At 67.7% G+C, this 12,211-nt stretch carries 11 protein-coding genes; 6 read left to right on the plus strand and 5 right to left on the minus strand.

The annotated features are described in order from the left end of the window. Nucleotides 1–5: 5 nt before the first annotated feature. From VD997_00085 to hppD, 3 genes are all read right to left on the minus strand, one after another. On the minus strand, nt 6–431 hold the full coding sequence (locus tag VD997_00085; GenBank protein ID HYE60366.1) for an EVE domain-containing protein: 426 nt from the start codon (nt 429–431) through the stop codon (nt 6–8). Nucleotides 432–507: 76 nt separating this feature from the next. Next, nucleotides 508–3,003 (minus strand): choice-of-anchor X domain-containing protein, encoded by a 2,496-nt coding sequence (locus VD997_00090; protein ID HYE60367.1) that lies wholly within the window; start codon nt 3,001–3,003, stop codon nt 508–510. Nucleotides 3,004–3,280: 277 nt separating this feature from the next. Further along, complete coding sequence (hppD, locus tag VD997_00095) at nt 3,281–4,537, minus strand: 4-hydroxyphenylpyruvate dioxygenase (GenBank protein HYE60368.1); 1,257 nt, start codon at nt 4,535–4,537, stop codon at nt 3,281–3,283. An 88-nt stretch (nt 4,538–4,625) separates the two neighbouring features. Between hppD and VD997_00100 the strand changes: the two genes are divergently transcribed. From VD997_00100 to VD997_00125, 6 genes are all read left to right on the plus strand, one after another. Beyond that, entirely contained in the window at nt 4,626–4,949 is a 324-nt protein-coding gene (locus VD997_00100; GenBank protein ID HYE60369.1) for a zf-TFIIB domain-containing protein, read from the plus strand. A gap of 52 nt (nt 4,950–5,001) precedes the next feature. After that, the gene (locus tag VD997_00105) at nt 5,002–6,846 is read left to right on the plus strand and encodes an OPT family oligopeptide transporter (protein ID HYE60370.1); all 1,845 of its coding nucleotides are present in this window, start codon (nt 5,002–5,004) and stop codon (nt 6,844–6,846) included. Nucleotides 6,847–7,150: 304 nt separating this feature from the next. Continuing rightward, complete coding sequence (locus VD997_00110; protein HYE60371.1) at nt 7,151–7,579, plus strand: polymer-forming cytoskeletal protein; 429 nt, start codon at nt 7,151–7,153, stop codon at nt 7,577–7,579. Nucleotides 7,580–7,652: 73 nt separating this feature from the next. Beyond that, on the plus strand, nt 7,653–8,105 hold the full coding sequence (locus tag VD997_00115) for a polymer-forming cytoskeletal protein (GenBank protein HYE60372.1): 453 nt from the start codon (nt 7,653–7,655) through the stop codon (nt 8,103–8,105). A gap of 67 nt (nt 8,106–8,172) precedes the next feature. Further along, nucleotides 8,173–9,201: a methionyl-tRNA formyltransferase gene (gene fmt, locus VD997_00120; GenBank protein HYE60373.1), complete on the plus strand. Its 1,029-nt coding sequence runs from the start codon at nt 8,173–8,175 to the stop codon at nt 9,199–9,201. Continuing rightward, entirely contained in the window at nt 9,198–9,989 is a 792-nt protein-coding gene (locus VD997_00125) for a hypothetical protein (GenBank protein HYE60374.1), read from the plus strand. Before fmt ends, VD997_00125 begins: the two co-directional genes overlap by 4 nt. A gap of 105 nt (nt 9,990–10,094) precedes the next feature. On the opposite strand, the gene VD997_00130 is transcribed toward VD997_00125, so the two are convergent. Next, a complete protein-coding gene (locus VD997_00130) occupies nt 10,095–11,300 on the minus strand; it encodes a hypothetical protein (GenBank protein ID HYE60375.1) in 1,206 nt (401 codons plus the stop codon). Nucleotides 11,301–11,397: 97 nt separating this feature from the next. Further along, the gene (locus tag VD997_00135; protein HYE60376.1) at nt 11,398–12,084 is read right to left on the minus strand and encodes a hypothetical protein; all 687 of its coding nucleotides are present in this window, start codon (nt 12,082–12,084) and stop codon (nt 11,398–11,400) included. Nucleotides 12,085–12,211: the final 127 nt, after the last annotated feature.

Raw genomic sequence — 12,211 nt, forward strand, 5'->3', positions numbered from 1 at the left:
CGGGCCTACAGCCCAGCCCGCTCGCGGATCAGCTTGTCCATCGTGGGCGGCACAGGCATCGCGCTCAGGCGGGACTGTTTGACCAGTGCGAATGACGCGAAGTGCTTGTCCGCCTTGAGCTCGGCGAGCGTGACCGGCGTCATCGCAGCTTTGACGGGCTTGAGGTCAACTACGGCGAACTTGGGCGATCCCTCTGGCGTGAGGCCGGGGCGATCAGGGTCCTCGTACGGGTTGCTTACCGCTTTCGCGAGACCGACCACGGCCTTCTCGTCCCCGGTGTGGTAGACGAGCACTTCGTCGCCCTTCCTGATCGAGCGGATCGCCTGCAAGGCCGCGGGGTTGGAGACACCTGACCAGCAGGTCTTCCTGTCTGTGACGAGGTCGGCGAAGCTGTACTCGCCGGGCTCTGTCTTGAGCAGGAAGGTTGGCATGGGCTGAGTCTAAGCGCAACGAAAAGGGCCCGCCTTGCGGCGGGCCCTGGGAAGAAGCTCAGGTCAGGTCAGCGGATCAGCAGTTGCCGCCGCCCAGGACGCGGAAGAAGGCCTCGATGTCCTGGTCGGTGCCGGCGTCGCCGTCGGCATTGAAGTCGGACCCGAGGTGCCAGCAGGTCTGGCAGCAGGTGCCGCCGATGCAGGCGAAGAAGGCCTCGATGTCCTGGTCGGTGCCGGTGTCACCGTCGCCGTTGTAGTCGGCGGTGCCGCAGGTGGCGGGGCAGGGGTTCTGGGCGGGCACGTTGTTGACGGTCCGCGTGGTATTGCCGGTGCCGATGGTGGAGCCGGCGACGCTCACGGCCACCGTGCCGTTGGCGTTCTCGATACCGACAGTGGCGCCGCTGATGGCGGCCGCCGCGACGGTGCCGTAACGGAACTCAACGTGGCCGGTGCCCTCGTGCAGCACGGCCTGGAAGGTGCTGCTGTTGTTGGGGGTGATGTTCCACTCGGTCACGTTGTTCCACTCGACGGTGAAGCGGCGGTTGGGGGCCACGCCGTCGGTGCGGTAGTAGCAGTCGCCCTGGTCAGCGAGGTCGTAGTCGTTCCAGGCGACGTAGATGGCGTTGTTGGGCACGTTGGCGTTGGGGATGGCGCCGTTCTGGTAGGAGACGTTCGCCGTTGTGCCGAACTGCAGGTAGCCGTTGGAGTGGATGTGCACCGAGCCGTAGTTGGTGCCGTAGAAGGGGAACGAGAAGGGCAGGCCGACCTGCTGCGAGCACTCATCGCAACCGCTGACGGTCGCGGCGGCGGTGGTGCCTGCCTGGCCGACGATGGTCGCGAAGCCCGAGCCGGTGCTGGTGATGGTGTAGGTGGCTGCTCCGCAGTTGCTGGCGTCGCCGCGGTAGGTGCCGCCGGCCTGGGTGCACTGGTAGGCGCTCTGGATGGAGCAGTTGCCAGCGATGCAGCAGCCGCCGCTGGGGGCGGCGGTCAGGTTGAAGTTGATGCTGCCGGTCGCGATCCGCGACTGGGCGTCGCTGGCGGTGAAGGTGACGCTGCGAGCGCCGGCGGTGAGGGGCTCGGGCAGGGTGGCCAGGAAGCTGAAGACGTTGTCCCCGGCGGTGACGTCACCATGGGTGCCGTCGTCGTAGAAGGCCTGCTCCGCGGAGCCGTTGATGTTGGTGAGGTTGCCGACCACGGTCACGCCCGTGCTGGTGGGATTGGTGGCGGGGATCACGTTGACGGTCAGCAGGGTGCTGCCGGTGATCTGGACGGTGCTGGGAGTGGCGGTGCCGCCGCCGTCGAGCGGGGCGGGGAAGGAGCCGGGGCTCTGGGCAGAAGCCAGGAACTGGCTGGGCGAGCCGGAGCGCCACAGGCCCATCTTGACGTTGCCCACGCCCGCGGGGGGGACGTTGGTGTCGAAGCGGAAGTTGTACAGCGTGCTCCAGCGGAGGGCGTTGGCGCGGATGTTCTGTGCCTCGGTCTCGCAGGCGAAGGTCAGGGCATCGTTGGCGCGGGTGGTGGTCCACGGCGCGTCGCTGAAGTTCTGGTTGCCGTCGCCGTCACCGCTGTGGTACTTGGGGCAGGTGAAGCCAATGTTGGTCACGGTCGCGGCGTCGGGAACCGGGATCGAGAAGCTGCCGCCGCTGCGGTGCGAGTTGAGGTTGAAGATCGCGTACTCGTAACGCCACATTCCGCCGCCGAGGTCGTAGGCCTTGGAGCCGACGATGAAGCGGCCGTCATTGGCGACGTCGACGTTGGTGAGGGTCACGCCGGGCTCGCACACGGCCCAGGCGCGGATCGCCGGGTTCATGCGCGACGTGTTTGCGACCGCGCCGGTCGCGGTGGAGAAGGCAACGCTGCGGTCCGTCGCGGTGCCGGTGATGGCGAGCTCGCGGTAAGAGGCGTTGTTGTTCTTGTTGCCGGCGGCGGCGTCATCCTGGGAGACGTATTGCGATTCACCGAAGTAACGCTCGGCGGCGGCGGTGCCGCCGGCGGAGTTGGTGACCTCCGAGAGGGCGAACTGGAGGCGGCGGTAGACGCTGCCGCTGCCGCCCGTGCCGGTGGCGGGGCCGCCGGTGGGGAACCAACCGGTGGAGGCGTTCACCTGGTACTTGGGCCCGAGGCCGTTCTGGCTCGCGTTGCGTTCGGCGGTGTAGGGGTCGGAGCAGCCGACGCCCAGCAGCGAGCCGCTTCCGGGGTTGTTGCAGGTGCAGCAGACGTTGCCGGTGAGAGCGGTGAAGCCGTGCTTCAGCCAGCTCTGGCCGATCTGCTCGAAACGGCCGGTGCCGTTCACCACTTTGTAGCGGTACATGTTCTGGGTGATGGCGGGGTGGGTGTTCGCCGGGAAGGCGTTCCAGAGCAGGTTCTGGTTGCCCAGGTTGCAGGAAGTGGTGGCCATCGAGAATGCATCGATGCCGCCGACGGGCGTGTAGTTCGAAGTGTTCGGGAGGTCGCCAACGATCACGTCGGGCCCCTGCGAGGGGGCGCCGCAGGTCTGCCCCATGGCCTGACCGGCGAGCGTGGTGAGCGTGGCGGCAACACACAGACCCAGGTAACGCGTGCTCTGATCCATCGATGCGACCTCTCTTGCAGGGCCCTCGGCTCACAGTGGACCAGCGCACCCCTGACGTCAGGCGACACTGCTTCCCTTGGGCAAACTCAATTGGCGAACGCCCGGGCGACTGCCCGGCGGTTCCAGCGTACCGCAACCCGGAGGCGGGCACAACAGGATTCGGTATCGGGTCTCGCCCCGTTCCGCTGGAGAGTGAAACTGGAGAATCCTGCAAGGGCGCCGATAACCGGCGACAGGGGCCCGGCTGGGTGGATACCCGGGTCGGGGGGCGTTCAGGTCACAGGTTGCCGCGACGGCCCTGCTCGATCTCCAGGGCCTCGAAAAGGGCCTTGAAGTTGCCCTTGCCGAAGGACTGGCTGCCGCGCCGGCAGATGATCTCGAAGAAGAGGGTGGGCCGGTCCTGGAGCGGTTTGGTGAAGAGCTGCAGGAGGTAGCCCTCGTCGTCGGCATCCACCAGGATGCCGAGCTTCTTGATGGCCTCGTGGTCCTCACGGACAGCGGGGTGCCCGTGGCTGGTGAGCATGGTGTTCACCCGGTCCCAGACCTTCTCGTAGTAGGCGTCAGGCAGGGTGAGGAAGTCCACGCCGCGGGAGCGGAGGGCGGCGATGGAGTAGAGCTCGTCGTCGGTGCGGAGTGCGAGGTGCTGGACGCCGGGGGTGTTGGCGTGCCAGTCGAGGTACTCCTGGATCTGGCTCTTCTTCTTACCCGGCGCGGGCTCGTTGATGGGCATCTTGATGAGGTGGTTGCCGCTGGCCATCACCTTGGACATGAGGGCCGAGTACTCGGTCGAGATGTCGGCGTCGTCGAAGTGCTTGAACATCTTGAACTCGAGCACGTTCTCGTACCACGCGACCCAGTGGTTCATCATGCCGAGCTCGACGTTGCCGACGAGGTGGTCGACGTACTTGAGGCCGCAGGGGTTCTTCTTGTTGTACTCGTTGATGGCGAGGACGGAGGTGCCCATCTGCGGGGCGCAGCCGGCCGCGGCGGGGCCGCAATCGCCGCCGTCGAGGCGCTTGAAGTTGGGCTTGAAGAGGCCGCCCTGCTTGACACAGGTGAGCTCGTAGTCGCCGGTGCGGGAGACGAAGGTGTGGTTGACGCGCCCGTAGGTCTTGATCCCCGCCATGGTGACGGTGCCGCGGCCGTCCTTGAAGGTGCGAGGCTCGTAGGCGGACTGCGCGCCGTTGCGGATGGCGCGCTCCCAGGCCTTCTCGGCGTCGAACACGGTGAAGGCGACGTCCTTGACCCCGTCGCCGTACATCGCGACTTCCATGGCCGCGGGGTGCATGGGCGAGAGGGGCGTGGTGAGGATGAATCGGATGTTGCCCTGGGTGAGGAGGTAGTGGGCCGCGTCGCGCTGGCCGGTGGTGAGGTCAGAGACCTGCTCGATCTGGAAGCCGAAGCAGTGGGCGTAGAAGAACGCGGCCTGCTTGGCGTTGCCAACGTAGAACTGCACGTGGTCGACGTCGATCAGCTGGAGCGGATCGGTGGAAGGAGCGGCTGTGGGGGAGGGCTGGCGGGAGATGGTGGTCATGGGGGCCTCCGTGAACTCAACCGATTGTAGTGCGATGTTGAGCGAAGGCGGCAAGGATTGAGGGATGACTTCCTTGGGAGAACTGTCCATGAAGTGCCCCTCGTGCAAGACGCCGGACCTGGTGATGTCGGAACGGCAGGGTGTGGAGATCGACTATTGCCCGCAGTGCCGCGGCGTGTGGCTGGATAGGGGCGAGCTCGACAAGATCCTGGAGCGGAGCGCCCGCGAGAGCGCGGGGGCGGCGCCAAGCGCGGCCCCGCCGCCGGGGTATGGGCAGCAGCCGTACCCGTACCAGGGGCGCAAGCCGGACGACAGCGGGGTGTACACGGCGCAGGGCGGGCAGTTTCCGCAGTACCCGCACCCCCACCCGCACTACAAGAAGAAGCACTGGCTCTCTGACCTTTTCGACTGATACTTTCAGGCGCGGTCGGTAGACTCCCGCGGCTTGCCGCAGGAGGTATTGATTGAGCCAGTCCACGAGTGAGCGTGCGTCCACGTCCGCTGCTGCCTCGACAATGCCCAGCGTAGGTGAGGCCGCACCGCCGCCGGTTGACTTCGTGTCGCCGCAGCTGACGTGGCGGTCGATCGTGACGAGCATCGTGCTGGGGGGCACGCTGAGCATCTGCAACGTGTACACGGGCCTGAAGATCGGCTGGGGCCTGAACATGTCGATCACGGGCATCCTGCTCGCGTTCGCGTTCTGGTACGCGGTGACGAAGGTGTTCGTGAACACGCGGATGTACGGGAAGCTGGAGAACAACGTGAGCCAGGCGGCGATTTCGGCCGCGGGCGCGGTGAGCAGCGCCGGGCTGGTGTCGGCGATTCCGGCGCTCACGTTGATCGACGGCACGGTGCTGCCGTGGTGGAAGCTGAGCGTGTGGGTGACGTCGGTGTGCTTCGTGGGCATCGCGGTGGCGATGGGGCTGCGGCGGCAGATGGTCATTGTCGACAAGCTGCCGTTCCCGGGCGGGCTTGCGTGCGCGTCGACGCTGACGGAGATTTACAACACCGGCGCGGAGGCGCTCAAGCGCGTGGGGATGCTGGGTATTGGGGCGGTGCTGGGGGGCGGGCTGAAGCTGGTAGACATCCTGCGGGCGGCGGCGGCGAAAAAGGTCGGAGCGACGGTGCCGCTCAACGACTTTGGCGTGACGATCTTTGGGAAGCCTGCCGGGAGCATGTTCGGGTTCGCGCTCGAGAACACGGGGCTGATGGTCGCGGTGGGCGGCTTGGTGGGCGTGCGGGCGGGGGTATCGATCCTGCTGGGCGCGATCGCGGGGTGGGTGGTGATCGGGGGGCAGCTGCTCGAGCGCGGCATTGCAAGCGACCGCAAGACGATCGGCGAGTGGATCCTGTGGCCGGGCGTGACGCTGATGGTGGTGGCGTCGCTGACGTCGTTCGCGTTCTCGATGCCTTCAATCCTGAGGTCGTTCCGGAGAACGAGCGGCGGGGCGGGCGGGGTCGGCGGGGACACGGGCGAGGTGTCACGCCGCTGGTTCATGATCTCGCTGGTGGTGGCCCTGATCATCGCGGTGTTCCTGCAGACGGAGTTCTTCAATATCGCGTGGTGGGCGGCGGTGCTGGCGGTGCTGCTGTCGTTTGTCCTGGCGGTGGTCGCGTCTCGAGTGAGCGGCGAGACCAACGTGGCGCCGGTGGGCCCGATGGGCAAGGTGACGCAGCTCATGTTCGCGGTGATCGCGCCGAACAGCCCGAGCGCGAACCTCATGACCGCCAACATCACCTCCGGCGCGGCCTCGCAGTGCGCGGACCTCATGCACGACCTCAAGTGCGGGTACTTGCTGGGGGCCGTCGCGCGGAAGCAGGTCGTGTCGCAGGTAATTGGCGCGATGGTGGGGGCGGTGGTGGCGTCGGGGTTCTACCTCGTGCTCATCCCCAAGCCGCAGGAGCAGCTGTTGACGCCGGAGTGGCCGGCGCCGGCGGTGGTGCAGTGGAAGGCGGTGGCGGACCTGTTCGCCAAGGGCTTTGAGTCGCTGCCACCGGGCGTGATCCCGGCGGTGTACATCGCCGCGGCGGTGGGGGTGCTCCTCCCGGTGCTCGAAAAGCTGCTGCCCAAGAAGGTGGGCGTGTGGGTGCCGAGCGCGGCGTCGCTGGGCCTCGCTTTCGTGATCCCCGCGTGGAACGGCATCTCGATGTTCCTGGGCGCGATAATTGGGCTCGGACTGCAGCGGCTGTTCCCGACGTGGACCGAGCGGTTCTTCGTGACGCTGTGCGCGGGTGTGATCGCGGGCGAGAGCCTTGTGGGCGCGGGTGATGCGATCCGACTGGTGCTCGCGGGGGCGGGGACGAAGTAAGTCCCGTCTCTACGCCGATGTGCGGCGAGAGTGCACCAACCGGACCGGTGGCTGCGCCGTCGCCGGATTTGGGGTGAACGCCCCCCGGGGTTGTCCGGCCTAACGACGCGCGCGGGGCGTGTTCGGTGCCGGTGCGCAACACGCTGCAATCGCAGGCATCTACGCGGCGCGGGCGGGAGTTGTTGGCAGGTTGTCCGCAGTGTTTGCACAGGGGGAAAGCCGAGCGGGGATCGGCTTTACACTCGCCGCTTCGTGCCGCGACGGACGTGGCGCGTTTCACACAGCAACCACGGAGGAGTCAGCCATGGCAGAGCCCACCAACACGACCGTCATCGGCGCGGACACGCACATCAAGGGCGAGATGCGGTTCGAGTCCACCGCCCGCATCCTGGGCACGTTCGAGGGGACCATCGAGGCCAAGGGCGAGCTGCAGGTGGCGAGCGGCGCGTCGTGCAAGGCCGCGGTCGAGGCGATCAAGGTCCTGGTCGACGGCGAGGTTGATGGCAACCTGACCGCGAAGGAGCGCGTGGAGCTGACCGCAAAGGCGAAGATGAAGGGCGACCTTGTGGCCGCGCGTCTGGTTGTCGCTGACGGCGCGTCGTTCACCGGTCACGTGAAGGTCGGTCCCGACGCCCACGGCAGCGGCACCGCCCACTCCTTCGCTGAGCACAAGCCGATGGGCTACGCCGCGCCCGGCGCGAACAAGGGCCCGGACAACCAGCTGAAGAAGTAAACGGGAGGTCAGCCGCTCGCCGGGCCGCTCGGTGCACATCGCTGTGCATAGCGTGCGACCCGGGGCTATGCCCATGGCCGATTCCGCGCCCAATCCCCGCACGATTCAGTGCTACCACTGCCGCCAGCGGTTTGAGATTGCCCGGCAGGCCCAGAGCACATCATGCCCCAAGTGCAGCCGGCAGCTGCGGCTTGAGGACGTGGTGGTCAAGACGCTCGAGGCCGTGCGGAAGATCCAGACCTGCGGGAAGGTGGTGGTGCAGAAGAAGGGCCGCATCATCGCGCAGTCGGTGGAGGCGCACCTGGGCGTCCACGTCGAGGGCATCATGGAGGCCAACGTGGTCAGCGGCGGCCCTGTGACGATCGGGTCCAAGGCCCAGTGGAAGGGCGACTGCGCCGCCCCGTCGGTGGTGATCGAGGATGGGTGCGTGATCACCGGCGGGTACTTCGCGTTCCCGGAGGATCGGCTGGGGCTGCACGTGGAGGTGAAGGAGCTGCCCAAGGGGGCCGTGGCGCCGCCGGCGTAGGTCGCATGGCGCCGGGATTCCCGTGGGTGTACGTCGGCTGGGAGGGCGCGGTAGGCTGCCACGCTGCATGGATGCACCTGAGTCTCCAAAGCCCATGAACCTGGTGTTCTTCGGCTCCGGCGCGTTCGGGCTGCCGACGCTGAAGGCGATCGCGCGGGTGCACAACGTGCGGGCGATCGTGTCACAGCCGGACCGGCCCGCAGGGCGAGGGTCGCAACTGACGCCCACGCCGATTGCGGAGTTCGCGGCGAGGGAGCTGCCGCACATTCCGGTCATCAAGCCCGAGGACGTGAACGTGCCGGAGGTGGCGCTGCGGATCCAGGGCTTCGGGGCCGAGGCCGCGGTGGTGATCGCGTTCGGGCAGAAGCTCTCGCCGGGGGTGCTGCCGCCGGAGGTGCCGGGAGCGGCGGTGACGTCGCGGGCCATCAACCTGCACGCGTCGCTGCTGCCGCGGTGGCGGGGCGCGGCGCCGATCAACGCGGCCATCCTCGCGGGGGATGCGGTCACGGGCAACTCCGTCATCACAATCGCTCCGCGGATGGACGCGGGTCTGGTGCTGGCGCAGTCGCGGCTGCCGATCGACCCGCTGGTTACCGCGGGCGAGCTGCACGACCAGCTCTCGGAGCAGGGGCCGGCGCTGATCCTCGATGTGCTCGCGCGCATGCAGAGTGGCACGCTCACCGGCGAAACCCAGGACGACGCGCTCGTCACGAAGGCCCGCAAGCTGCACAAGAAGGACGGCGTCATCGACTTCGCCGACGGCGCCGAGGCGTGCCGCCGCAAGGTCCACGGCCTCACCCCCTGGCCGGGCGTCACCGTCACCTTCCGCAACGAGCCCCTGAAGGTGCTGCGTGTTCAGGTGGTGGAACAGGGGCATAACGCCGCGCCGGGCACGCTGATCGATGCGGCCGCGGGGTTGGTCGCCTGCGGAGGGGGGAGCACCGGTCAGGAGACCGGTGCCACCAGAGGGGATTGCCTGCGGCTGCTGGAGGTGCAACCCTCCGGCGGCAAAAAGATGGCGTGGGTTCAGTTCGCCAATGGGCGGAGACCACCGCTGAAGGATCGCGAGATGCTCGGAGGAGGAGCACCGTCGTGATGACGCTCTGGGACTTGTTGAAGCCGTTGACCGATGCGCTGAGCGGGACCAAGCCCGTGAAGAAGCCACTGCGCGCCAAGGCGATCACCAAGCCGGTGAAGCCCGCGTCCAAGGCGGTCGCGGTTGCGGCCAAGCCCGCGGTCACCAAGCCCGCTGTTTCGAAGCCGGCGAAGCTCGGCCCGGCGGCCATGGCCAACGCGGGCGGCGCAACCCGCACCGCGCCCGCGGCCATTACCACAGCGACCAAGCGCCGCCCCCCCGCCCGCAAGCGCAAAGTGGCACCGGTCTCCCGGCCGGTGCTGGACGTCCCGAGCACCGGTCAGGAGACCGGTGCCACCCAATCCAAGGCCCCCGCGATCTCTATGGAGGAGCGCTACGAGGCCATGACCCGCGAGATGCTCGCCAAGTACAACGTCCGCGTCCGCAAGTGGCGCACGAGCATGTCCGGCATCGCGTGGTACGTCACCTACCGCGACGGCCACGTCCAGAAACTCATCGAGAGCCCCAAGCCCAAGGGCCCGATGTCCGCGGCCATCTTCCTCCACGAAATCGGCCACCACGCCATCGGGTTCAACGTCTACAAGCCGCGCTGCCTTGAGGAATACCACGCCTGGCAGTTCTCGCTCCGCGAGATGGAACGGTTTGGGTTCACGATCAGCGAGGGGGTGCAGCGGCGTGTGTTCCGGTCGCTGCGGTACGCGGTGGCGAAGGCGCAGCGGCGGGGCATCAGGGAGGTGCCGGTGGAGTTGACGCCGTACATACCGACGCCGGCGCGAAACAGGATTTGACTCGGAGAACGTTGGGAACGAGCCCCGAACGAAGTGAGTGGGCCTGACTCGCGCTTGAGCGCACGACGCGGTCGAGGAACCCCTCACTGCGTTCGGGGCTCGTTACTAACGGTTCACGCTGGTCGATGCAGCAGCGTTCGGAATGAACAGCCTCGCGAGCAGCACGACACCCAGCCCCGGCGCAAGCCACCATGTCTGCCGCTCGATGAAGCCCATCCAGTACATCGGCGACGCGGCGAGCACGGCGAAGGCGTAGACCTGGAGCGTGCGGCGGGTGAGGGGGCCGCGGTTGAGGACGCACAGCCACACGTACGCGGGGAAGGCGAGGCCGTAAAAGGCCATGAAGCCGCGGTAGACGAGTTCGGGGGCTGAGAGCGGGCCGCTGGCGCCGCGGTATGGCGGCACGTGCCAGGCGAGCAGCGCGAGGCCGAGGCCGATCAGCAGCGCGAGGAACGCGGCGTTGGCCGGTGCACGCGGGCCGGCGGGGGAGGGGCGGGCGTCGAGCCACGACTTGTGGACCATGACGGTGTAGATGAGCTGGACCGCCACGTGGGCGAGCAGCGGCAGGGCGACGATCGCGAGCAGGCCGGGGTGCACGTGCTCGGCGCGGGCGGTGGCGATGCCGAGTAGTGGAGGCGCGTAGTCGCGCGTCAGCAGGATCATGGCAAAGAAGAGCACGCCGAAGCCGATCACGAAAGCCGCGTTCCCGGCCCGCCCGGGCAGGTGCTGGCGTGCCTGGTGGAAGGTGAGGTCCAGGTAGGGGCAGAGGGCGAACCCAAACAGCACCACCGGCGCGAGCCACACGAGCTCGGCTTCGGGCAGATGCTGAGCGACCACGGATGAGGGCGGGTCGGAGGCGTACCACGCGGCGGCGAGGAAGGCGGAAGCGGCGAAGACCGCCAGCGCGAATGCGCGGGTCCAGAATGTCCTACGGCCTCGCACGGCCTGGCCGCAGAGGAGGATGACGCCGGCCGCGGGGATGATCACCCAGCGGCCCGCGTTGTCAGGCAGGCCGAGCACCATCCAGAAGAAGAAGAACCACTGGAACGCGGCCGTGACCAGCGAGAAGGCCCAGCACGCCCAGCCGTGGCGGGCGACGAGGGCTTCGCTCGCGCCGGGGCGGGCGAGGAGCACGCCCATGAGGGCCGCGCCGACGACGTTGGGGACCGCGAAGACCCAGAAACTCGCGGGGCCGAAGTCGCGCAGGAGGAAGACCGGCAGGAACATGCCGATGCACCACGTCCATGAGCAGGCGAGGAAGGCTGCCCAGCCGAAGATGCGGGTGAACGTGGGAGGATCGGCGGTGGTCACGCGCGGAAGGATAACACGCGCAGAGCGCGTGTTGTTCTGTAGCAACGTGTCGTGACGGACCACCGAGATGAAGACAGCTCGGTGGCACGGCCGCGGCTCAGCTGACCTTGCGCGTATCGCCGCGCTTGGCCTTCTGGTGAATCGTCGGCGTCACGTGGAACGTCGCTACGCACTTGCCCACCCGCCGCTCCTTGCTCGCCATCTTGGCCAGCAGCATGTCTTTCTTCTTGAGCTTGGCGAGGGTCTCGGGCACCACGGCCTGCTGCATGATCTCGAGGTCCAGCGTGGCGTTGAACTCCTTGCCGGTCGCGATCAGGGCCTTGATGTCATCGCGCGGGACGACGTTGTAGATCGCGGGACCCAGGCAGGGGCGGAGGAACTTGTACTCCAGGTGCTTGCAGACGATGGTGTAGTCCCCGCCCGTGATGCCGAAGATGTACATGCCGCCGGCGATTTCGCTGTTGGCGAGCAGGGCCGCGCCGGCCATGGCGTTGTACCAGTTGCGGTTAAAGCGGCGGAAGGGCAGCACGGCCGTGTAGGAGGTCTCGCTGACCTGCCGCATGCGGATGCCGCTCTTGAAGGCGTAGGGCAACCAGATGAGCGAGCAGACGCGGTGCCAGAAGTGGTTGCGGGTGGAGAGGCGGGCGACGAATGCTTCGACGCGGTCCATCAGCGAGAGCCGCACCTGGTTCTTGCGGTCCGCGGGGCTGGGCTCCATCGCGGCCTGTTCGAGCGCGGCCTCGGACATCTCCGGCTCGGTGCTCGGCTGGGCGGGCGTGGACATGGTGGGGGGGACGGGAGAGGCCGGGGCCGGAGCGGTGAAGGCTGTGGGGGAAGCGTTGGCGGTGAATGGAGAGGAGTTCCGCCCATCACCTGGCACGGCACGCTCGAACGGGTCTGGTCGGATCGCG

This window comes from Phycisphaerales bacterium (assembly GCA_035627955.1).
GTDB lineage: Bacteria > Planctomycetota > Phycisphaerae > Phycisphaerales > UBA1924 > JAEYTB01.

Coding starts and splice junctions, on each gene's coding strand:
- VD997_00085 (HYE60366.1), bottom strand. CDS start 431: ATGCCAACCTTCCTGCTCAAGACAGAGCCCGGCGAGTACAGCTTCGCC.
- VD997_00090 (HYE60367.1), bottom strand. CDS start 3,003: ATGGATCAGAGCACGCGTTACCTGGGTCTGTGTGTTGCCGCCACGCTC.
- hppD (HYE60368.1), bottom strand. CDS start 4,537: ATGACCACCATCTCCCGCCAGCCCTCCCCCACAGCCGCTCCTTCCACC.
- VD997_00100 (HYE60369.1), top strand. CDS start 4,626: ATGAAGTGCCCCTCGTGCAAGACGCCGGACCTGGTGATGTCGGAACGG.
- VD997_00110 (HYE60371.1), top strand. CDS start 7,151: ATGGCAGAGCCCACCAACACGACCGTCATCGGCGCGGACACGCACATC.
- VD997_00115 (HYE60372.1), top strand. CDS start 7,653: ATGGCCGATTCCGCGCCCAATCCCCGCACGATTCAGTGCTACCACTGC.
- fmt (HYE60373.1), top strand. CDS start 8,173: ATGGATGCACCTGAGTCTCCAAAGCCCATGAACCTGGTGTTCTTCGGC.
- VD997_00135 (HYE60376.1), bottom strand. CDS start 12,084: ATGTCCACGCCCGCCCAGCCGAGCACCGAGCCGGAGATGTCCGAGGCC.